The organism is Streptomyces sp. NPDC059080 (assembly GCF_042739975.1).
Taxonomy (GTDB): Bacteria; Actinomycetota; Actinomycetes; order Streptomycetales; family Streptomycetaceae; genus Streptomyces; species Streptomyces benahoarensis.
In genome coordinates, this window is sequence record NZ_JBHYGX010000008.1 from 138,119 (window position 1) to 159,832 (window position 21,714).

A 21,714-nucleotide genomic window follows, 5' to 3' on the forward strand; every position below is an offset into this window, starting at 1 on the left:
ACCGGGGTCTCGCCCGAGGCCACATGGATGCGGCGCATGTGCCCAATGATCCGTTCATCGCGCAGGTGCCGGGCGGACTTGGGCCGCCCGCAGCGGGCGTTGAATGCCGAGACCGACAGGTCCAGTTCCCGGCATACGGGCTCGGCCCCGAAGTCGTCGCGGAGGCGGTTGATCACCGCGTCAGAGCCCACGGCAGTTCGGCAAGTTGGTCACCGCGCTGCGAAACGAGGGCGCGGACCCGGTCCGCAAGGGCCGGCCCTGGTCGCTGCCGCTGGAGGACCGGGTCCCGCTGGTCCCCACGTACTGGCACACGAACCTCACCCTGCGCCAACTGGCTCCGTTGTCCGGGGTGTCGAAATCGGCGGCCGACCGGATCGTCGACCACCTCGGCCCTTCGCTCGTGCTCCAGCCCCGCAGACGGTTCCGCGGCGGCCCCGCACCCGACGCCTTCACGGTGCTGGTGCGCATGCCGGCTCTCTTGCACGACGACGCCGGCGACGTCACCGAGTACCTGTTGCGTCCCGAGCTCAGCCCGTGGGGCGCCGAGGTGTCGGTGAAACCGGTTCCGGGCGCCGATGCAGGCTTCCGGACCGACCCCACGCAGTCACCCAAGGGCGTCGAGCAGCAGGTTCGCGGCCACCACCGCTCCATCGGTGCGGATCTTGGCACCCAGAGCCCTCGCCCGCTCCCGGGTCCCGGGGTGCAGGGCCGTCCTGAACGCGACGCGCAGGGACTCGGTGGCCGCCGTCGGACCATCGAGTGCCGCGCCGGTGTCCAAGTCCGCCACCCGGCCGGCCCAGTACGGGTTGTCCGACAGCTGGAGAGGTACCACCACCTGCGGCACGCCCGCTCGGGCGGCCGTCAGCGTCGTGCCCGCGCCGCCGTGGTGCACCACAGCGGCCACCCTGCCGAACAGACGCTGATGATTGACCTCGCCGATGGCGAAACAGTCGTCCCGGTCATCGACCGGTTCCAGGTCCGCCCAGCCACGGGAGACGAGTGCGCGGTGCCCCTGTGCGCGGATCGCCTCGATGGCCTTGCGGCCGATGTCCTGCGACGGGCGCATGCTGCCGAAGCCCACATAGACCGGCGGCGCGCCCGCGTCCAGGAACGCCACCACGTCGGCCGGGAGCGGGCGTTCGTCCGGCAGGTTCCACGCGCCCGTCTGGATCACGTCGAGGCCCGGGGTCTCCCGCCACGGCCCCAGGACCGGGTCCGCAGCCAGCCACGGCTGGCCGGTCAGGACGTGGTCGCGGACGTTGTCCACCGGTGGCAGGCCGAGCGATGCCCGGTGGCCGTTGAGTACCTCGCCGAATTGCGCGTTCACGTGGTGGGCGTCCAGCTCCCACAGCGTCCGGTTGTCGTTCGCCTCCGGCTCCGGCCAGCCCGGCCGCGGTGGCGGCGCATGGTGCGGCGACGGCAGGTGGATCGCCGCATAGCTCACGTACACGTAGCGGATGCCCGCAGCCTCGGCCACGGACCGCGCGGCTATCTGTGCCAGACCGGCCGCCACCAGCACGTCACATCCGTCGGCCGCCGCAGGGAGGAGGTCGAACTGTGCGTCAACCAGCTCGTTCCGGTACCGGGACAGGTCCGCCGCCGACGGCAGGGTCGCCCCGCGCATCAACGTCCGCGCCGGCGGCCCGACCGGCACCAGATGCACACCGATACCTGCCAGCCGCTCCGCGAACTCCTCGTCCGGCGGGGCGCACATCCGTACCTCCACGCCGAGCTCCCGTAGCCGCACCGCGAGTGCCACCAGCGGTGCGACATCGCCGCGCGTCCCGTATGTCGACAACAGCACCCGCATTCCGCCGCCTCTTCCGTTCGTCGTCCCATGAGTCTCAGCCCGTGCCCGACTCAGCCTTCGAACGGTCCCCGTTGACGGCGATGCGTCGGCGTGGCAGATGAGCGGGCAGCAGTGTACGTCGCGGGGCGCTGCACGCAGCGGTTGTCCCCCACACCAGGCGCCTGAGGCCCACTCACACGTTGCTCTCGCCCAGGCGTATACGCGGATGAACACCGTAGGCCCGGAGACGGACGTGGCCGACACCGGCCTGGCCGCGGCCCTGGAAGCCGTGAGGTGATCGGCCCGTTGCTCGGTGAGCCGCGTGACGGTGGTCGGTGACAGGGCCGCCGAGAAGGTCCGGTGGCGGCTGGCGCCGTCCTTGTCATGGGCCAACTCGGCGATGTGGAGGCGGATTTCTTGTTCCAGGGAAAGCCGCGAGCATCCGCCGATCCTCCTCACGGACGATCTCGTCGATCAACGCTCCGGTCTCGCATGGAGCCGTCCTCAGCGACTACGGTGAGCGCCCAGCGTGCCTTCCGGCCGATGTCGCAGCGCCGGTCCTGGGCCGCCCGTAGCCGGCGAGGCGCGCCTGGTTCCCGACCGTCCACACCACCGGAGAGCCACTCGATGCCCCGATCGCCCGCGTCCCTCCCTGATGTTTCGATCATCTTGCCCTGCGCCGGATTCGGAAAACGCTTCAGCGCGCCCTACTCGAAGGAGCTGCACTGCCTGGCTCCTGGCGTCACGGTGCTCGACCGCAGCTTGGAGGCTGTTGTCGAACTGGCCGAAAGCGGACTCAACGTGCGCCTGGTCGTGGTGTTCAGGGCACACAAGCTGGACACGGTAAGTTATCTCGCTCGCTACGCCGAGATCTTTCACATGGTCTTTGTCTACCAAGATGATGCGTTTGAACCGGGGCTCGACGGCGCGATCCGGTCCGCTTTGCCGATGACACAAGGGCCGGTGGCTCTTGTCCTGCCTGACATCGTCATCAACGGCACGGGTGGTACCGGCAGCCTTCTCGCCGCATTGCGACGAATAGGGGCGACAGGGTGGAGCGTAGTGGCCGCCGAGGAGCGGGATCCCGAAACGCTGCAGCAGGTGGGCGCACTGGCGGTGGTCGAGGAGGGCGGCGTCATGACAGTCAGGACGGCCGCCGAAAAGCCGTCAGATCCCACGGGCTTCAATGCGTTCTGGGGCATGGTCACAGCCGCCGAGGAGCAGGCACACCGGTTGCCCGATGTGGTGAGCAGGGGAGCGGACAACCCACTTGCCGGGGCGGCCGCTCTCATGGTGGAGGAAATCGTCAACTACAACACCGCCGTTGGCTGACTCCCAGGCGCCGACGAACTCGTGCGTGGCGGGCGGTGGTCCGTTACGGCACGGGCTGTTGGCGAGCTCGACCTGCTTGGGCCGACGCCCACTCGCGTAGGCGGCAGCGTCTGCGGGGCGGCGTTCCAGCGGCCGGCGGGATGCCGGTGACGTCAGTGATCAGATGATGCCGGTGCCGGTCTGTTCCGCGACCGTCGCGTTCCCGAGCTGTTGCAGGAGCCGGCATTGCGCGAGGGTCATCGACTCCAACTCATCCAGGCTGACGCTCTCGTGGGAGGCGTGGATGTGGCACAGGGGTTCTTCGCAGCCCAGCAGCAGCACCGATGCCTGCGGGTTGATCTGCTGAAGCACGCTGACCAGGGGAATGGAGCCGCCCTGCCCGGCGAACGCGGTCTTCTCACCGAGATACGCGTACTCCAGGGCGTCGGCGGCCGACTTGTAACCGGGTTGGCTGGTGTCCGCCGTGAAGCCCTCGCCGGTGCCTGCGGGCTCGACCTCCACAATGGCGTTCCACTCGTTGACGTCGGAACGCCGCAGGTAGTCGGCAAGCAGTTTGATGGCCGTCTTGGGATCCTGTTGCGGTGCGATCCGCATGCTGATCCGCGCCTTCGCCGTTCCCTGGAGCTGATTGATCGGCTTGGCCCAAGGCGGCGGACCGTCGAGACCCACCACATTGATCGAGGGCTTGACGTACAGCCGGCTGCCCAGCGAATCGGTGCCGATCAGCTTCACCCCCTCCCGCACCCCGGCATCCGTGCGGAACTCTTCCTCCGTGGGCTCGTGTCCCTTCCAGATGCTGTGATCGAGTCCCGGGACGGCGACGTTGCCGGCGGCGTCGTGCAGCCGGGCGATCATCCGCGCCAGCACGACGAAGGCGTCGGGTGCGGGACCGCCGTACATACCGCTGTGCTTCGGGGAGTCCAGGGTGGTGACAGTGACGTCCACCGCTGCCAGTCCACGGAGCGAGGTGGTGAGGGTCGGCTTGCCGAGTCGATAGTTGCCGGTGTCGGCAACGACGATGACATCGGCGGTGAACAGGTCGCGGTGTGCCGGGACGTACTCCTCCAGGGTTCCGCGCCCCGATTCCTCCTCGCCCTCCATGACGATCTTCAGGTTCACCGGAACGTCGCCGTTGAACGCGTGGGCGACGCCAAGATGCATGACGACCCCCGACTTGTCATCGGCGGCGCCCCGGCCGTGCATGCGGTGGGTGGTCTCGTCGACGTACGGCTTGAACGCGTCCGGCCAGGACGCGTCGGGTTGCACCACGTCGTAGTGCGCGTACAGCAGCACGGTAGGGGCCTTGGAGGAGGCGGTGTGGGTCGCGTAGACCAGCGGCGCGTCCTTGTCGCCCAGCTCGATAAGGCGTGCGTCCTTGAAACCGTACCCCTGGAGCAGGGTCCGAATGGCGTCGGCGGCATCGCGTACGGACTTCAGGTCAGTGGGCGAGTACACCGAAGGGATCTTCACCAGGGCTGTGAGATGGGCGGTGAGATCACCCATGATGCTTTTGACCCGGGCTCGGAGATCCAGTTCGTTCATATCTTCTCCTGCAATGAATCCAGTAGGAAGTGGATGCGGATGCGGATGCGGATGCGGATGCGGATGCGGATGCGGATGCGGATGCACAGAAAACCGGCCGGCAGGTTTTTATTTCATCTGCGAACCGTGTGATTCCGCGACCGACTTGATCAGGTAGAGGGTTTATCATGAACCCCACTCCGCCACGAATCGATCGGCGCGTCTGGGTGATCGATGGACCTGTGCGGCGTGGATATCGGCCGCGGTAGTGATATCCCCTTGCGGTACTCCGAGCGTGGTGTCCCGTCGATGGCCTGCTCGACCACCATCCGCACCCCGACGGCCTCCCTGACAGGTGCGGAGACACGGGTGGAAAAGACCACCGTGCCCTTGCCTGGCCTCTTGCACCTGCCGCGTCCCTCCGGGGCCTCGCCCAGGGTCCCGACAGATCGGCCCGCAGGTATGCCCATGCCGATGTCACGTAGGTGTGGTGACGTGTAGCCAGGTCAAGCGGTTCTCGGGCCCCACCAAGAGTCCTGCGAGCAAACCTGCCCCGCTCGGCAGACACCACGACCCTTCCGAAACTTCTTCATCGCCCTTCGACAGGGCCCCGAGGCGCAGGGTGCGCTCTCCGCTCGAAGCGGGAGTTGCACACTCGGCTCCGCTTGCGAAAGGAGCCATTTTCGAAAGAATTGAGAATAAGCCAGCAACCAAGGTTGCTTCCCTCAACCTGTATATGCACGTTCCCGCTTCTCCCAGGTATCTCAAGCGGAGGCAGCAGGGGCGGGCCAAGCGCGGAGGGCGCCGCATGTCAGCAGGGGCGTTGGTTGTGGTCGGGACGGGCATCAAAGGTGTCGGCCACGTGACCAACGAAGCCGTGGGGTGGATCGAGCAGGCCGACCTTGTCGCGTACTGCGTTTCCGATCCGGTGACGGAGGCGTGGGTCCGGGAGCACAGCAGGTCTTCCCAGGACCTGTACACGTTGTACGGCAACGACAAGCCGCGGTCCGAGACCTACGAGCAGATGGTGCATGCGCTGGTCGAGCCGGTGCGTGAGGGCCTGACGGTCTGCGCGGTGTTCTACGGGCACCCGGGTGTGTTCGCCTACCCGCCGCATGAAGCGATCAGAGTGCTGCGCGCTGAGGGTGTTCCGGCCATGATGCTGCCCGGCGTGTCGGCACTGGACTGCCTCTTCGCCGACCTCGGCGTGGACCCAGGGACGATGGGGTGCCAGGAGGTCGAGGCCACCGATCTGCTGTTGCGCCGCCGGACCCTGTTGACCGATTCCCATGTGGTGGTCTGGCAGGTGGCGTGCGTGGGGGACCCGGGCTTCCGCTTCGGTGGATTCGACAACGACAACAACCGTCACGTACTCGTCGAATACCTGGAGAAGTTCTATCCACCGGACCACCAGGTCACCCACTACTCAGCGGCTCAGTACGCGGTGTGTGGCCCGACCATCCGAACGCTCGCACTGCGCGGCCTCCGCGACGAGTACTTGACCGGCGTCAGCACCCTGTACGTTCCGCCGCTCGCCGCGGCGGATGACGACCAGGCCATGGCCCAACGCCTCGGGCTCGGCGAGAACTCGTCGCACCGCCCGCAGTCCAACGAGACCCACACCCCAGCGCACCTCGACCGCTATCTGCCCACCCGCGTTCCCAGCGCACTGGCCGCCTATCTGGCGGACTTGGCCTGCGACCCATCCAAGCTCAGTGCTCACATGAGCGACCCGCAGTCGGCAGTCGACCAAGCAGTCGGCCTGAACCAAGAGGAGCGCGCGGCGCTGCTGTCAGGCGATGCAGGCGCGATTCGCATGGCGATGAAGGACACCGAAGCAGACACAGGCATCACCGATACTCCCCCCGGCGCAGCCAAGGGGCGGGACGACAGCACGTCCCCCTGACCGCAACCAATACGACGAAAAGGATCGTGATATGTCCAGCTCCACGTTCCCTGGCAAACAGTCAGGAGCCCCGCAGCAGAGCCTGCGGCACGCGATCATGGACCCGACCCACTGCGCGGTCCGCACCGCTGTCCGACCCGATACGCCACAGGCCGCCGCGGTATACCTCAACATTCACGTCACCCACGCCGTCATCGGCAAGTGATGCAGGCTCTCGGCATCGCTCATTTCGCAAGCGCCGCAGTGTGACCTGGCCGTGGTGAAGGGTTTCAGCAGGCCGTTTCATGCGCGGGATGCTCCATACCTGATCGGCGTGCCTCCGCCAACTTCGCCAGCGCGGGATCGTACACGCGCCCCGTGCGGTCGGCTCGGCTGTTGATGTGTGCCGCGTCCTGGTTCGCGGCACCGGCCGTGCCGATCACCGTGATGCCGCGATCGCGGGCGATCTGCAACACCGCCGACTCGACACCCCCGGACGCGCCGCTGACCAGCAGCGTCTGCCCGGACCGCGCACCGACCTCGCGGATGACGCGCAGCGCGGTCTCCACCACGGAGGAGTGCCCGGCCGCCTCCTCGAACGACAGCGCCCGGGGCATCCGGGACAGGGGCCGGTCGGGCTGTTACGAGTCGCCGGCGTGCGCGAGTCGAGCACCGGGCTCACGGCGTCACTCGTCCCAGGCAGGAAAGAGTCGGTCTGTGTAGTCGACCATCTTGTCGTAGAGCTGTTGCCGACCGTCTTGTCGTAGACCTGTTGTCGACCATCTTGTCGTAGCCCTCAAGATCGACGACGGTTCGGGAGAGTCGGCTGGCCGAAGGTCGGCAGCAGCCGGAGGCCGTCGCGGAGCCGGCACAGCTCACCGGGGGGCGCGCGTACGCACGGCTGCTCGTAGCGGTGCCGGCGCGACGAGGCCGAGTTCGGCGAGCAGTGGTGTGCAGCGAGTGGCGGAGCTGCGGAGCTGCGCTGCAACCGACATCACCGCGTCGACGGCCCTCTTCGGGCGGGGCGTTCCGCTGCTCAGGGTGCCCCTCCGCCGATCTTCCAGGGCGTCCACGCTGGTAGCGTCTCCGCCGTTGTTGAGGGCGTGTCACCGTGCACGCCGGACGGGGAGGACGAACGCACCATGATGGGCCATTCGCACGCGATGAGCGGCGCGCTGCTCTTCGCAGGCACCACACCCTTTCTGCCGCCGATGGTGATGCACGCTCATCTGGCGCCGGAGGAGATCTTGATGGGCACGGTGCTCTGCGCCGGTGCCGCGCTGCTGCCGGACCTGGACCACCATGACGGCACCATCGCCAACTTCCTCGGCCCGGTGTCCAAGAACCTGTGCCGCTTCGTGGCCTGGATCTCCGGCGGCCACCGCCACGCCACGCACTCGCTGTTCTTCGTGGCCCTGATGACTGTGGGCACCTGGGCCGGAGTGACGTACCTGGGCAGGCCGTTCACGCTCGGCATGACCTTCTTCCTCCTGGCCCTGGCGGTCCGGGCGCTCAACCTCTGCCCGCCCGGACACGGCTTCTCCGCCTGGGGCACGATCGTCGCCATGGCCGGGATCGGCACCGCCGTGATCGCCAAGTTCATCCCCTCGGCCCCCGGTTGGCTGCCGTACGCCGTCGGCCTGGGCTGCCTGGCCCACCTGCTCGGCGACTCCATCACCAAACAGGGCGCGCCGTGGCTCTGGCCGCTGAAGAACCGCTACGAGATCGTCATCATCCAGCACAGCGGCAACAAGCTGGAGACAGAGATACTGACCCCGATCATGGGGATCGCCACCGTCGTCCTGCTGTGGTTCACGGCACTGTCGCCGCACCCCTTCAGCTAGTGTGATGCGTCAGAAATTCTGCGGGTCAGTTCTTCTCTAGCGCAGGTGGCGTCGAAGGGGCTCGGCGTTCCCTTGGTTCTCCTGCGGCGTCGGCGATGAGGGCTGGGGCCGTCGGCAAGGGGGATGAGCCGCCCGGTCGACGCGCACTTCGATGTCGCGCACGGTCTGTCGAACGTCATGCTGTTCCCCGCGGTGACTGCCTTCTCCGTGCACGCGGGGAACAGCAGGTACGCCTACTGCGCCCACACCCTGGGCGCCACGACCGGCACGGACATCCGTCACCCGCGCGGGCCCGGCGGCAGTGGTGGACAGCGGCCACGGCAGGGCCCGGCTGCTGCTCCCGGCGGCACCGCACCGCCTCGCTCGACGGCATGCCCGTCCGCACTTCGAGCGGGCTGCGGCTCACCCCGAACTGCGCACTGTCCGACGCCGAGACGCCGCACACCCTGCTCGTCCCGGGCGGCGAGGGCGCCCACTGCCCCGGCCCCCGGCTGGTCGACTGGTCGACTGGTCGACTGGTTACGGGAGCACGCCCGGCGGGCGGAGCGCATCGTGTCGGTGTGCAGCGGTGCACTGCTGCTGGCCGAGGCCGGGCTGCTCGACGGCCGCCGGGCGACGACGCACTGGGCGCTGTGCAAGCAGATGGCCGAGGAGTACCCGAAGGTGGACGTCGAGCCGGACCCGGTCTTCGTGCGGGACGGAAGGATCGCCACCTCTGCCGGCGTCACCGCCGGCATCGATCTCGCGCTCGCCCTGGTCGAGGAGGACCACGGCAGGGACATCGCACTCACCATCGCGCGCTACCTGGTCGTCTTTCTCAGACGCCCGGGAAACCAGGCGCAGTTCAGCGCCCAGCCGGCCGTCCAGACGGCCCGTCGAGAGCCGCTGCGGGAGCTCCAGCAATGGATCACCGAGCACCCGGAGGCAGATCTGTCGGTCGGACGCCTCGCGGAGCGTGCCTGCCTCTCCCCCCGGCATTTCGCGCGGGCCTTCCGAGCGGAGACGGGGGTGACGCCCGGCCGGTACGTGGAGCGCGCACGCCTGGAACAGGCCCGCCGATTCCTTGAGGAGACGGCCGACAGCGTGGAGCAGATCTCCCGCGCCTGCGGATACGGCACCCCGGAGGCCATGCGCCGCGTCTTCGTCAAAGCGCTGGGCACCGCACCGGCCGAATACCGCCGGCGCTTCCGCCCATAGCCCGAACTCCCAGGACCCGGACTCATCACTCGTCCTCTGAACTCTCCTGCGCAGAAGGGAAGACCATGCAGATCGCGATCGTCCTCTTCGAGGGCTTCACCGCACTGGATGCGGTCGGTCCGTACGAGATGCTCTGCCGCGCCCCCGGGGCGGAGACCGTCTTCGTCGCCGAGCGTCCTGGTCCGGTGCCCAATGACATGGGCAGCCTCACGTTCGTCGCGGACAAGGCGCTCGATGAGGTGCCGGCCCCCGGCATCGTGGTGGTGCCCGGTGGCCCCGGCCAGACCGACCAGATGGCGAACGAGACGCTCCTCGGCTGGCTGCGCACCGCCAGCGCCACCAGCACCTGGACGACTTCGGTCTGCACGGGATCGCTGCTGCTCGGGGCGGCCGGGCTGCTCAAGGGCCGACGCGCCACCTCGCACTGGCATCCGGTCCCATGGCAGCGTCCCGGGGGTGCCCTGGTCGGCGGGGAGCGCGCGCAGGGCGTCCCGAGATCGCCGCAAGGGCGGCGGGTGTGCTGCCCTCGGTGCCCGATCGCGTCGGCAATCGTGGTTGCCCGAACCCGGGAGTCGGGCTCGGGGTGGCTTCGGTCCTTCTCCCGTCGTCGGGAGCGGATCCCGGCGGCGTCGTCCCTACGCACGCCCGGCGGCGTCGTCCCTACGCACGCCCAGCGGCGTCGTCGCCCGCGTCGTGCAGCGCCTACTCGCGCTCACCGCAACAATCTGACATAACGACGTCACTGAACAAAACGCCCCACGGCCGCTGACCGCCTGTGGCCACTGGCCCCGTGGAATCGGTCATCCAGGCGGCACTCACGGCGCCCGCACCACCCCTGTCTGCCCACGGACACACTGGAAGGAAGCAATGACCACGGTAGCGATCATCGGCTTCGGGGACATGGGAGAGCAGATGGCCCCCCACCTCGTCGCCGCCGGCCACGAGGTCCGTGTCAGCGACACCGACCCCGCCAAGCGGGAGCACGCCGCCACCACCGGCGCCACCGTCCACGCCACCGCGGCCGAAGCGGCCCGCGGCGCGCAGCTGACCCTCGGCCTGGTGATGTCGGACGACATCCCCGCCGCCTACCTCGGCCCCGACGGCATCCTCGCCGGAGCCTCGCCGGGCTCCCTGGTCCTGGTCTGCTCCACCACCACGCCCGAGCTCCTGAACGCGGCGGTCGCCGCCGCCCCCGCCGGGGTGACCGTCCTGGACGCGCCGATCGTCGGCGGGGTGAAGTACGCGCGTGAGCGCGGCATCACCTTCCTGGTCGGCGCGGCACCGGACGCCTTCGAGCAGGCGCGCCCGGTTCTTGAGACGCTGGGGAAGGTGCGGCGGGTCGGTGAGGTGGGGTCCGGTGTGGCCTACAAGCTGATCACCAACGTCGCCGTCATGGCGGCCGAGGCCGGCATCCGCGAGGCCCTGGACCTTGCCGACCACCTGGGCCAGGACTACGACACCGCACTGGACCTGATGGCGCTCGGGCCCATGGCCGCCGTCGTCGCCCGCGCCCGGGACACCACCAACCCGCGCCCGCTGCGCCGTTCGGCGGAAGACGATGACACCCTGCTCGCCGCCGTCCCCGACCCGGCCCGGCAGCTGCCGATCTCCCACGCCGCCGCCGGACGGCTGTGGAACGCCGTCACCGCGGTCAAGGGCTTCGAACCGGACTTCGTGGACCTGACCCGGAAGACCACCGCCCGCGAGGGGTTCCGCCCCTGAGCCACCCACAGCACCTCCGCACCGATCCAGACGCCGAAAGGGAACACGCCATGACCGCCGATGCCGCCCACAGCAAAACGGCCCCCGAGCCGGTTCGGGACCCGGCCGCCGACCACCTGCTCACGCCGGACAACTGCACCGTGGTCTTCATCGACTACCAGGAGGGCCAGTACGCCACCGTGGGCTCGGCGAGCCGCGAGGAGATCGACCTCGGCGCCGTCACCCTGGCCAAGCTGGCTCGTGCCTACGAGATCCCGACCGTGCTGAGCACCGTCGCCGTGGGGATGGGCGTCAATCAGGCCACGGTCCCCGTGATCACCGCGGAGCTGCCCGAGGTTCCGGAGATCGACCGCACCGGGGTCAACTCCTGGGAGGACGCCGACTTCCGCGCCGCCATCCGGGCGACCGGCCGCAGGAAGATCGTCATGGCCGGGCTGTGGACCGAGGTCTGCCTCACGTTCCCCGCCCTGGACATGCTCCGCGAGGGCTTCGAGGTCTACCCGGTCATCGACGCCGTCGGTGGCGTCTCCCCGGTCACGCACGCCACCGCGATCGAACGGATGACGCAGGCCGGCGCCCAGCCGATCACCTCACTCGCGTTCGGCTGCGAACTCATGCGCAACTGGGCCCGCCCCGACGCCGACCTCTACCGCACCGTCATCAACGACTACTTCCGCCGCAAACAGGCCATCGGCGAGAAGACCGGCACGCTCTTCCGGTAAGCGGCCCCGAGCTGGTCGCCTCGTGGTGGCCCCGCACCAGGCCCTCGCCGTCCAGCTCCGGTCAGGTGACCCACCGGGCGAGGCTCAACGCCCGCCGTGACCGTCTCGGTGATCATCGCAGCAGCCGGACCGGCATCGGCGCGGGCCCGGCGGCCGGGAGGTAACGGTGCACATCCTGCTGATCGCGAGTGCGGTCAACAGTCTCACGCAGCGCGTCTTCGCCGAGCTGGGTGAAGACGGCCACTCCGTGGCGGTGGAGCTGGCGCTGGGCGAGGAATCCTTGCGGGACGCCGTGCGCCGGCACGCACCCGAGGTGATCATCGCGCCGATGCTCACCACCGTGATTCCGCGGGACATCTGGTCCGCGTATCCGTGCCTCGTCGTCCATCCGGGCCCGGTGGGCGACCGGGGCCCGTCGTCGCTGGACTGGGCGATCCACGAGGGCGCCCGCGAGTGGGGTGTGACGGTGTTGCAGGCCGGCGCGGAGATGGACGCCGGGGACGTATGGGCCTCCGTGCCCTGTGCGCTGCCGCCTCGCGGCAAGAGCGATCTGTACCGGGGGGAGATCGGCGACGCCGCCGTGGAAGCGGTGCTTCTCGCGGTCCGGCGGTTCGCCTCGGGGCGCTACCTGCCGCGGCCCCAGCGCGCAGACGGTCCGGACGGTACCCGGTGCGCGCGGCCCTACTTCGACCAGAGCCTGCGGCGCATCGACTGGGCGTCGGACACCGGCGAAACCGTCCTGCGCACACTGCGGACGGCGGACTCACAACCGGGTGTGCTGGACGTGCTCGGGGGCGCCGAGTGGTACCTGCACGGCGGCTGCGCCGAAGACACGCTGCGTGGCCGCCCGGGCGAGATCCTGGCCACCCGGGCGGGCGCGATCTGCCGGGCGACGGTGGACGGCGCGGTGTGGATCCCCGAGCTGCGGCCCCGGCGGCCAAAGGGCGGCCCGGCCACCTTCAAACTGCCGGCCACCCTCGCGCTCGGGAAGCGTCTGCCGCCCGTGCCGGAGGTCCCCGTCCCGCTCCGGTGCCCCGACCACCGGCGGACCTGGACGGACATCCGCTACCGGGAGGACGGCCCGGTCGGCTTCCTGCACTTCTCCTTCCCCGGCGGCGCAATGAGCACCGACCGGTGCGCGCGGCTGCTCGCGGCGTACCGCTCCGCCTGCTCCCGGCCGACCCGTGTCCTGGTGCTCGGCGGGGGCCGGGACTTCTTCTCCAACGGCATCCATCTGAACGTGATCGAGGCCGCCGCCGACCCCGCCGAGGAGTCCTGGGCGAACATCAACGCCATGGACGATCTGGTGGAGGCCGTCCTGACCACCACCGACCGGCTGGTCGTCGCCGCTCTCGGCGGCAACGCCGCGGCGGGTGGGGCGATGCTGGCGCTGGCGGCGGACGAGGTGTGGTGCCGCGGCGGGGCCCTGCTCAACCCGCACTACCGCCTGATGGGCCTGTACGGCTCCGAGTACTGGACGTACACCTTGCCCCGTAGAGTCGGCCCCGGACAGGCCGCACGCCTCATGCGGCGCGCGCTGCCGGTGACGGCGGCCAAGGCACTCGGCCTCGGGCTGGTGGACCGCGTCGTCACGTGCGCACCGGAGGACTTCGGTGCCGAGGCCGCCCGCCTCGCCTCGCGTATCGCCACCTCGTCGGCGGTCCAGCGGCGCGTCGAGGCCAAGAAGGCGGTACGGGAACGGGACGAGGCCGTCAAGCCGCTGTCCGCCTACCGCGCGGAGGAGCTGGCGCACATGCGCCGGACCTTCTTCGACCCCGACGCCCCCTATCACTCGCTGCGCGGGGATTTCGTCCGCAAACGACGGCCGCGGTGCACCCCGGCGCATCTGCGGGACGCCGCGCTCCGGGGCGTCCCGCGCGATGCGGCGTGCGACCGGCCACCGGTCGGCCGGTGAGGGCCCCGGCCGTGACCGTCCACCCTGACGCGACGCTCCCCGAGGCGGCGCGGTTCATGGCTCGGGGGGGGGGGAAACGGCTGCCCGTCGTGAACGACGTCGGCATGCTGGAAGGCGTCGTCAGCCGGAGCGGCCTGCTCAAGGTGTTCCTCCGTGATGACGCCGAGATCGCGGCGGGGATCCGCCGTGCCGTCCTCGGCGCGCCCGCCGCGCGGTGGGCGAGGCGCGTACGTCTCAGGGCTCGCGTCCGGTCGGCGTGCCGGGCGCTCCCTCCACCAGGACGCGCCGACCGGTGACCCGGTGCGGGGCGAGCATCACGAGCTGGTCCTGCCCGCCCCCGGCCCAGGGAGCCGAGTGCGCGGCGTCGCGGAGCTTCTCGGTCGCGGCCCGGTCCCTCCCCGTCCGTACATCGCCGACGAGCAGGACGCTCCAGCCCTGGCTGAAGGCTTCGTCCAGCCGGTCCTCCTCGAAGGCGATCTCGGCGCCGGAGACCGCGGCCTGCGCGAGCGGCGAGTCCGTCGCGGTCAGGAAGGCGATCTCGCCCTCCACGACCCGGTAGTTCACGGGGAAGATCTCCGTCCCGTTCCGGCCGGTGACGGCGACTCGGCCGATGCCGTGGTCATCGAGGAGCTCCCAGCACCCTGTCTCGTCGATCTCGACCATCCGCGCGTGGCCGCCCGCCGCGGATCCGCCGACCGGCAGGTCCGCGGTGTACCCGGTGAGATCCTGGACGGTCGTCTCCAGGGCGTTCGCGATCCGGACCAGGAATTCCACTCTGGGCGTGCACACGCGTTCCTCAAGGTCGGCGACGTAGCCGGGCGTGGCCCCGGCCCGCGCGGCCACCTCCTCCCGGGACAGTCCGAGCCGGGCGCGCCTGGCCTCAACCCGACGGCCGAGGTCGGTCATGTGGTGCCGGTGGGCCGCTGTGCTCATCAGAGGTCTCCTTCGGTGGTGGCCGAGCGCCGTTGGGGGCGACGGCGAGCGGGCAGGGGGCACAGCCGGCCACGAGGAGACTGACGGAGCCGCGCAACAGACCCGGCCGGCGCCTCTCGCCCACGGGCCCCCGAGGGCCAGGAGCAGGGCGTCCCGTCCCGCGTCGTACGGCTTCGTCGACGGCCCGCTCCGCGGCCGCCGGGCTCGCGTCGGAGCCGTCGGCCGCCCACCACCACGGATCGGGCACGCCACGGCGCCGTTCGGCCCTCGTGTCCGGACCCGACCGTACGGACCGGTCCGTGGTGCCGGGCGCGTACGACCGCGGGGGTCACCGCCGCCGTGGCGCGGCGGACTTCCTCCCGGTCGGCGGGGTGTGCTGGACATGCGCGTCCGGCCCTGGGAACACCAGGGTGACCCGGTCCGTGTCCGACCAGCGGACGTCGTAGGGCGGGGTGCCATCGGCGTGGTGCAGTCCGACGATCTCGCCGTCACGCCCTTCGTCTCCGACGGTGGCACCGCCCACGATCAGCCGGTCGCCTACGCGTGCCCACACGCCCGCGCGGGGCTCGTCGAGGAGGTGTTCCGTCCGGGGTCCGGCCATGGCTGTCTCCTCCCGGGTTGCGCGCCGGCCGCCCGTGCTTCCGTGACCGGCCCCTCCACCCTGCCGCCCTGTCGGCCACTCCGGCAGGGGCCGAACAGTCCTGTATCGGGACCATTCGGCGCCGCCCCGGGCGCAGACATGTGTCCGGGGCGCCCGGGTGCGTCACGGCCCACGAAGACCGGGAGGACATGCCCTACAGGTCGGGTACCACGGCCACCGGAGCCGGGCTGTGGTGGAGGACGGCATGGGCGACGTGCCCGATGTGCGGCACGTGCGGCCACCGTGTACGGCGGTGTCTGCCGATGACGAGGAGCGCGGCGTGCGCCGAGGCTTCCAGCAGGCACTGCGCCGGTCGCCCGACGAGCGCCTGCTCGGTGACGTCCACCGCCGGGTACCGCTCCCGCCAGGGTCCGAGCATCTCGTCCATCGCTGCTCTCTCCCCCACGGGCCCGTGGCCAGCCGGGCTGGCACCGGGTCCCCCGCCGTACCGGTGGTGCGGGAGCAGGGTCCCGCCGTGAACCGCGAGCAGCGGGGCGGTGCGCAGCGCCGCGGCCTCGAAGGCGAAGCGGACCGCTTCGTCGCAGGGCCGGCTGAGGTCCAGTCCGAGGACCACGGTACCGAGGTCGTCGGCCGCAGCCGGTGGCGACTGCTCTTCCCGGTCGCCGGCCCGGACGAGCACGACGGGACGTTCCGCGTGGGCGACGGTGGCCATGCCGACAGAGCCGAGCAGAAAACCCGCGGCCCCGCTCACACCGGCGGTGCCGATCACCAGCAGTTCGGCGTCCGTGGCCGCACCGCACAGCACCTCCGGCGGCGGTCCGATGACACGTTCCGCCGTGATCTCCAGCCCCGGGTGGCGTCGCCGCAAGCGGTCGGTGACCTCGTGTGGCACGCCCTCCGACCACCGACGTGCGGCCTCCGGTCCCTCCGGCGGGGCGTAGGCGTAGGGCTGCCATTCCCAGGCGTGCACGAGCCACAGCGGCACGTCCCTCAGCAGCGCTTCGCGGGCGGCCCAGTCCGCGGCTGCGAGACCGGCCGCTGCTCCGTTCACCCCCGCGGCCACGGGACGTTTCATGCCCGCCTCCTGGAGACACTCGGGTGCTGCCCAGGCTCACACGCCCTTGAACCCCTGTCCGTCCGGAACGGCGTGTCCGTCCGGAACGGCGTGCCGGGTTCCTTCCGCTACGACGGCCACCTTGAGCATCTCCCGGCCGACGCCCGCGCCGGTATGGGTCGCTCGGCCCCCAGGTGCGCCACCCGGCCCGGCCGGCCGGCCGCCATCGGCTTCTGGCCTTCGCTGTCGTGTGTGGGGGCGGCGAAGACACCGACGGCCGGTGGTACGTGGCGCGGCCCCGACTTTTGAAGCTGGCCGAAACGTAAGCTGCGTCGGCTCCTGGGATGCCTGAGACTGAAGGGGCACGACATCGCACTGCGGTGATGCATTCCTCAAGGGGATTCATTCCGGCCCCAGCGGATTCGCGTCGCCGGACGGAGGAAAGCGCTGTGAGTGACGGATCTGGATTATCACCGGAATTCAAACATCGGAAGGGCGCCGAGAAGGGACGGCGCCAGGGGGGAGAAAGTCGGCGGTCGGCGGCATTCTTCGATGTTGACGAGACGCTCATCACGGCAAAAAGCATGTTTGAATTCCTGCGCTACTGGCTGGCACGGAACGGGGACGACGGCACTCTGTACCGGCAAAGAGCCGACGCGCTACGGAAGCTGGCCGAACGGGTGCCCCGCGAGGAGGGCAACCGTGCCTACTACACGAACTTCGCGGGCGTTCCGGCCGCCGGGCTCATCGATGCCGGCCGGGACTGGTACGCCGCTTATCGAAGAGGGCCGGACGCATTCGTCACGGCGACCGCCCGCGCACTCGTTCGTCACCAGGCCGCGGGTGACCGCATCGTACTGGTCTCGGGCGGCTTCGCGGCGTGTCTGAGACCGCTCGCCGACGACTTCGCAGTGGACCTGACGCTGTGCTCGGATCCGCTGATCGCCGACGGAACGTTCACCGGCGAGGTCGGAACGGCGATGATCGGCAAGGCCAAGGCCGTCGCCGTCGCCCAGGCGATCGAGGAGTTCGGCCTCTCGGCAGCGGACTGCTGGGCGTACGGGGATCACTCCAGCGATCTCGACATGCTGTCCTCGGTGGGGAACCCGGTGGTCATCGGCGACGACCCGGTTCTGTGCGGATACGTCCGAAGTCAAGGCGGGAGCATTCTGCCGACGACCGGCGGGCGACGGGACGGACTGAACGAATTCGGGAGATCAGACGCCTGAGCAAACCCCCTTCATGAAGCCCGACCAAACCCCCTTCACGAAAAGGGGGAGAAGAGCGACCAAGACGCGGATATCACGCACCGCCCCATGAGGGGCATACACCTTCGCCGCCCATGACTTCCTGTCGGGGGCAGGCTGGAGTCGGGCCTCGCTGGTGCCGCCGGAGCACCCTTGCGACCTCTCCCGGAATTCAGTGGCGCACACCATGCAAGGGCGCATGGGTGATGACGCCTGCCAGTCATGTGATGAATGGAATTCTCGCATGCCAGAAAGCAAAACGACCACGTTATTCATCGTCGGCGACCGTTTCGACGCATTTGCCGACCAGACATCGGCCGTTACCGTCTCCCGGTTCATCGACCGGCTGCGGACCGGCGTGTACCGGAGCGCGGCCGACAGCAACACCCTGGTCCTCGCCGAGGGGCAGGGGGTCACCGCATACGACTGGGACCGCATCCAGGAGGAGTTGACACGCTGCGGCCCGCGCGGGCGCACCGTGATCGAACGAAGCCCACGGGGGCGGCCCGGCAGTCACACCGAGACGCACAAACACCGCGAGAGCAATGTGCTCATCGCGGGGCTGACCCGGCGTTCCGAGACGTCCTTCCGCGCCTCCCTGCGGCTCCACAACGATCAAGAGATGCAGCTTGATCACCAGGCGAGCCATGTGCAGGGCATGGTCGTGCTCGAAGCCGCGCGGCAGATGTACGTCGCGGTGTGCGAGCGCTACCACACCTGCCGCTGGCCGGAACGCCGCTACAGCCATGTGTTCGACCGTCTGGAGACCAGTTTCCGCAACTTTCTGTTCCCGTTGGAGGCCACGATCGATGGCGAGGTCCTGCAGGCGGACCTGAGCGATCCCGATCTGCTGGTCTTCGACATCGAGGTCACGTTCGGGCAGGCCGCCCTGCACGCCGCCACCGTGCGCATGACAGGTACGGCGCTGCCCAGTGCGGTGATGGCGCGCAAGGAGCGCCGGGGTGCCGAGCGGGCCGTGCGGCACGCGCTCAAGCGTGTCCCCGCGCCACCCGAGCTCGCGGTCGCCGAGTGAACCGGCGGACGCAACCAGCAATCTCTTGCCGTGGAAGGGAACACGTGCGATGACTTCCCCGCTGCTTCTGGTGACAGAGGTACCCGTCGAGCGAGAAGCTTCCCAGGAGGCGCTCGCCGTCTGGCAGGACCGTACGCCCGCCGCCGCGGGCCGCGGCAGCGTGCTCTACGAGAGCACGGAGGCACCTGCCGTCCTGGAGCTGACCCCCTTGGCCGGACTCGCCGACCTCGCCGCCCTGACCGACCGCTGGCGTGACCTGCGCAGAGCGCTGGCCCCGCTGTCCACGGGCGATGTCCGCCGCCAGGTGCTGGAGTTCGTGGGAGCGCCGAAGCCCGCGGCCGATGAGCTGCCGGACACGCCGTACATCCAACTGCGCCACGTCGAGGTCAAGCCTCCGGTGTACGAGGAGTACCTGTCCTGGCGGCAGGGGACCATCTTCGCCGAGGTCCTCACATCCGAGCGGATCGAGACGTTCCTCGCGTACCACTCCCTGCTGAGCACGGAGCCCGGAGTCATGTTCGTCTCGGGGTTCTCCTGCCCGCCGCAGGAGTACCTTCCGACATTCGCCTCGGAGCGCTACGCGGAGATCGCCCGGCAGGCGCATCCCCGGTTCGTCACCGACGAGGGGCTCTACACCCGGATCTACCGTCGGGTGTCCGGCGGGGAGGGCGCGCGATGACGCGTTCCCGGTCGTACGAGCTGAGCATGACGACCCAGGGCCCGCTCTACCCACCGAGCGAAGTCATGAACAGTGACGGACACTTCGTGGTGATCGGCGGGATCAACCGGGCCCTCCCCGGCGGCGAGGTGAAGACCGAGTGGGGAAGCGCGCTCGTCGCCGCCGACAGTGTCCTCCCGCCCTTCGGCGAGAACGCGCCGTACCGGATCATCCGGGAGCTGCCACCCGAACTCTCCGCGAAAGACAGGGAGATGGTCCTCTGTACCTTGCCGCTTCCGCTGCCGTGCTCGAACTACACGGCCGTGATGGCCCCGGAGCAGCAGCCCGACCCGTTCACCGTGGTGCGCCCGAGCTACCCGTTCCACCAGGTTCCCATCCCGGACCTCCAGCCCGAGGACGGCCCCAAGGTGACCGAACCGGTGACGCTGGGGCAGTGGATCAAGGCGAGCGGAAACCTGACCGTGGCGCTGGCGGAACAGGACACCGCGGCGGACTTCCGCGGTGAGTTCCACGGGCTCATCCCGAACAGCCTCTACACCGTCATGGCCATCCGGCGCCGTGATCTCGATCCGGACGGCCCGTCGCATCCCAGTCCGTTCGGCGTCCCCAACGTCTTCGTGGCCGACGAGGAGGGCAACGGCAGTTACCACGCCAGGCTCCCCCACCCCTTCCCTGCGCCCGACTCCGCGGCGGCCGGGAACCGGATCGTCAACTTCGTCGTGCTCTGGATGAGTTACCAGATGAACTACGGCGGCGCCGTGGGACACCACGGCCTGGGCTCGGACATCCACGCCCAACTGCGGCTTCCCGGGCCGGGGTTCGGCGAATTCGTCACCCACGCCTGACGACGGACCGGAAGCACCCCCGATACGGGTTTCCCCACCTGGCTCCCGGCACATCGGACACTCTGCACCCCGCATGCATGTGCCGCGCGCCGACCCCCGGGCGCGGAGCCGTCGGTCCCGTACGGCTGCCCGGGGGTTCCGGTTCCCCTGCCGCGCGCGAGCCGCGGCAATGACGCACCGCACCGATGCCAGGACGGCACGAAGCCCCCTCCGGCAGCCGTCGCAGCTGTCCGAACGCATCGGAATTCCCCTGGTTCCCGCCATGGAAACAAGACGGCCCTTTCGCTGCCTCGCCACCCATCTCACAGATCGGAGTTCCACCATGCCGCACGGCTTGATTCCGGCAACACGAGATATGCCCGACGAAGCCCCGGCCTCCCGGCCGTTGAATGCCGCGGCGGGACTCAAACGCCCCGTCGGCATTCGTTCGACCGGGCTCTATGTGCCGCCACGTGTGGTGACCAACGAGGAGCTGACCCGGACGCTCGACACGTCCGACGCCTGGATCACCTCTCGTACCGGCATCAAAGAGCGGCGCTTCCTGGAAGCCGGCATGGCCACCTCGGACATGAGCACCGAGGCGGCCCGGCAGGCGCTGTCCCGCGGCGGCGTCGACCCGGCCGAGCTGGACGCCATCGTCCTGACGACCTTCACCCCGGACCAGCCGCTGCCGTCCACCGCCCTGATGGTCAAACAGGCGCTGGGCGCGCACCGCGCCATTCCGCTCGATCTCACCCAGGCAGCCTGCGCCGGTGGGATATACGCGCTGCTCGTCGCCGCCCACCTCCTGCAGAACGACTCCTACTCCCGCGTCCTGGTCATCGGCGCCGACGCCGGATCGCGTGCCACGGACCCGCAGGACCGCGGGACCCGCGTCTTCCTCGGTGACGCCGCCGGGGCCGTGCTGCTCGGCCCGGGGGCCCCCGGCTTCGGGCTGCTGTCCTGGGACACCGGTGACGAGCTCTCCTACGACGTGGAGATACCCGCGGGCGGCTCCCGCCTGCCCACCAGCCAGGCGACCGCCGACGGCCGTGGCCAGTACTTGAAGATGCTGGGCAAATCCGTGTGGAACATGGCCACCGGCCGGTTGCCGGACAGTATCCGGCAGACGGCGCTGCGCGCAGGGGTCGAACTGGACGAGGTGCGGTACTTCCTGCTGCACCAGGCGAACCTCAACATCATCAACGAGGCGATGCAGAGTCTCGGGGTGCCCGCCGAACGCGCGCCCACGACCGTCGGCCGGTTCGGCAACACGGCCGCGGCCAGCATGTTCACGGTGCTGCACGAAACCATGGAGCACGGTGTCCGGCACGGCGACCACCTCATCATGTCCGGGATCGGCGCCGGTTTCCTGTGGGGTTCGGCCTGCTTCCGGTACGACGGGCGGGAGTGAGC

At 69.7% G+C, this 21,714-nt stretch carries 19 protein-coding genes and 3 pseudogenes; 16 read left to right on the top strand and 6 right to left on the bottom strand.

Translation table 11 applies throughout. From position 1 onward, the window contains the following. Positions 1-184 precede the first annotated feature (184 nt). A pseudogene (locus ACFWWQ_RS09170) lies at positions 185-424 on the top strand (transposase family protein); the annotation flags it as partial. Positions 425-604: 180 nt separating this feature from the next. Here the strand turns inward: ACFWWQ_RS09170 and ACFWWQ_RS09175 are convergent. Next, on the bottom strand, positions 605-1,810 hold the full coding sequence (locus ACFWWQ_RS09175) for a glycosyltransferase (protein WP_384592560.1): 1,206 nt from the start codon (positions 1,808-1,810) through the stop codon (positions 605-607). A gap of 606 nt (positions 1,811-2,416) precedes the next feature. On the opposite strand from ACFWWQ_RS09175, the gene ACFWWQ_RS09180 reads away from it, so the two are divergent. After that, complete coding sequence (locus tag ACFWWQ_RS09180; RefSeq protein WP_384592563.1) at positions 2,417-3,121, top strand: hypothetical protein; 705 nt, start codon at positions 2,417-2,419, stop codon at positions 3,119-3,121. A gap of 159 nt (positions 3,122-3,280) precedes the next feature. Here the strand turns inward: ACFWWQ_RS09180 and ACFWWQ_RS09185 are convergent, their stop codons facing one another. Beyond that, positions 3,281-4,663, bottom strand: coding sequence for a M20/M25/M40 family metallo-hydrolase (locus tag ACFWWQ_RS09185; protein WP_384592566.1), 1,383 nt, complete (start codon positions 4,661-4,663; stop codon positions 3,281-3,283). 787 nt (positions 4,664-5,450) lie between these two features. Here ACFWWQ_RS09185 and ACFWWQ_RS09190 point away from each other — a divergent pair. Further along, positions 5,451-6,548 (top strand): SAM-dependent methyltransferase, encoded by a 1,098-nt coding sequence (locus tag ACFWWQ_RS09190; RefSeq protein ID WP_384592568.1) that lies wholly within the window; start codon positions 5,451-5,453, stop codon positions 6,546-6,548. A gap of 31 nt (positions 6,549-6,579) precedes the next feature. Then, positions 6,580-6,753 (top strand): hypothetical protein, encoded by a 174-nt coding sequence (locus tag ACFWWQ_RS09195; RefSeq protein ID WP_384592571.1) that lies wholly within the window; start codon positions 6,580-6,582, stop codon positions 6,751-6,753. Positions 6,754-6,937: 184 nt separating this feature from the next. Here the strand turns inward: ACFWWQ_RS09195 and ACFWWQ_RS09200 are convergent. After that, positions 6,938-7,150 (bottom strand): annotated as a pseudogene (locus ACFWWQ_RS09200) (NADP-dependent oxidoreductase); the annotation flags it as partial. Positions 7,151-7,669: 519 nt separating this feature from the next. Here ACFWWQ_RS09200 and ACFWWQ_RS09205 point away from each other — a divergent pair. The 7 genes and pseudogenes from ACFWWQ_RS09205 (at position 7,670) to ACFWWQ_RS09235 (ending at position 14,223) form a co-directional block, all read left to right on the top strand. Beyond that, the gene (locus tag ACFWWQ_RS09205; RefSeq protein ID WP_384592574.1) at positions 7,670-8,371 is read left to right on the top strand and encodes a metal-dependent hydrolase; all 702 of its coding nucleotides are present in this window, start codon (positions 7,670-7,672) and stop codon (positions 8,369-8,371) included. 350 nt (positions 8,372-8,721) lie between these two features. Beyond that, positions 8,722-9,568 (top strand): annotated as a pseudogene (locus ACFWWQ_RS09210) (GlxA family transcriptional regulator); the annotation flags it as partial. 65 nt (positions 9,569-9,633) lie between these two features. Further along, positions 9,634-10,302 (top strand): DJ-1/PfpI family protein, encoded by a 669-nt coding sequence (locus ACFWWQ_RS09215; RefSeq protein ID WP_384592577.1) that lies wholly within the window; start codon positions 9,634-9,636, stop codon positions 10,300-10,302. Between the two features lie 133 nt (positions 10,303-10,435). Further along, a complete protein-coding gene (locus tag ACFWWQ_RS09220; RefSeq protein ID WP_384592580.1) occupies positions 10,436-11,290 on the top strand; it encodes an NAD(P)-dependent oxidoreductase in 855 nt (284 codons plus the stop codon). A 50-nt stretch (positions 11,291-11,340) separates the two neighbouring features. Beyond that, the gene (locus tag ACFWWQ_RS09225) at positions 11,341-12,012 is read left to right on the top strand and encodes a hydrolase (protein WP_384592583.1); all 672 of its coding nucleotides are present in this window, start codon (positions 11,341-11,343) and stop codon (positions 12,010-12,012) included. 166 nt (positions 12,013-12,178) lie between these two features. Then, positions 12,179-13,927 carry an enoyl-CoA hydratase-related protein gene (locus tag ACFWWQ_RS09230; protein WP_384592586.1) on the top strand — a complete coding sequence of 583 codons (1,749 nt, stop codon included), beginning with the start codon at positions 12,179-12,181 and terminating at the stop codon, positions 13,925-13,927. 56 nt (positions 13,928-13,983) lie between these two features. Then, on the top strand, positions 13,984-14,223 hold the full coding sequence (locus ACFWWQ_RS09235) for a hypothetical protein (RefSeq protein WP_384592822.1): 240 nt from the start codon (positions 13,984-13,986) through the stop codon (positions 14,221-14,223). Here the strand turns inward: ACFWWQ_RS09235 and ACFWWQ_RS09240 are convergent. The 3 genes from ACFWWQ_RS09240 to ACFWWQ_RS09250 form a co-directional block, all read right to left on the bottom strand. Beyond that, on the bottom strand, positions 14,162-14,860 hold the full coding sequence (locus ACFWWQ_RS09240; RefSeq protein WP_384592589.1) for a helix-turn-helix domain-containing protein: 699 nt from the start codon (positions 14,858-14,860) through the stop codon (positions 14,162-14,164). The two genes, ACFWWQ_RS09235 and ACFWWQ_RS09240, sit on opposite strands and share 62 nt — an antisense overlap. A gap of 328 nt (positions 14,861-15,188) precedes the next feature. Further along, entirely contained in the window at positions 15,189-15,461 is a 273-nt protein-coding gene (locus ACFWWQ_RS09245; protein ID WP_384592592.1) for a DUF1918 domain-containing protein, read from the bottom strand. Between the two features lie 193 nt (positions 15,462-15,654). Next, entirely contained in the window at positions 15,655-16,536 is an 882-nt protein-coding gene (locus ACFWWQ_RS09250; RefSeq protein ID WP_384592595.1) for a universal stress protein, read from the bottom strand. 362 nt (positions 16,537-16,898) lie between these two features. Here ACFWWQ_RS09250 and ACFWWQ_RS09255 point away from each other — a divergent pair, with 362 nt between their 5' ends. The 5 genes from ACFWWQ_RS09255 to ACFWWQ_RS09275 all read left to right on the top strand — a co-directional run bounded on the left by ACFWWQ_RS09255 (position 16,899) and on the right by ACFWWQ_RS09275 (position 21,712). Continuing rightward, positions 16,899-17,744 carry an HAD family hydrolase gene (locus tag ACFWWQ_RS09255; RefSeq protein ID WP_384592825.1) on the top strand — a complete coding sequence of 282 codons (846 nt, stop codon included), beginning with the start codon at positions 16,899-16,901 and terminating at the stop codon, positions 17,742-17,744. Positions 17,745-18,006: 262 nt separating this feature from the next. Beyond that, the gene (locus ACFWWQ_RS09260; RefSeq protein WP_384592598.1) at positions 18,007-18,795 is read left to right on the top strand and encodes an AfsA-related hotdog domain-containing protein; all 789 of its coding nucleotides are present in this window, start codon (positions 18,007-18,009) and stop codon (positions 18,793-18,795) included. Positions 18,796-18,844: 49 nt separating this feature from the next. Beyond that, positions 18,845-19,474: a hypothetical protein gene (locus tag ACFWWQ_RS09265; protein ID WP_384592601.1), complete on the top strand. Its 630-nt coding sequence runs from the start codon at positions 18,845-18,847 to the stop codon at positions 19,472-19,474. Then, positions 19,471-20,319, top strand: a complete 849-nt coding sequence (locus ACFWWQ_RS09270) for a hypothetical protein (protein ID WP_384592604.1) — start codon at positions 19,471-19,473, stop codon at positions 20,317-20,319. The genes ACFWWQ_RS09265 and ACFWWQ_RS09270 overlap by 4 nt, the downstream gene beginning before the upstream one ends. Before the next feature lie 355 nt (positions 20,320-20,674). Next, positions 20,675-21,712: a 3-oxoacyl-ACP synthase III family protein gene (locus ACFWWQ_RS09275; protein WP_384592607.1), complete on the top strand. Its 1,038-nt coding sequence runs from the start codon at positions 20,675-20,677 to the stop codon at positions 21,710-21,712. Positions 21,713-21,714 lie beyond the last annotated feature (2 nt).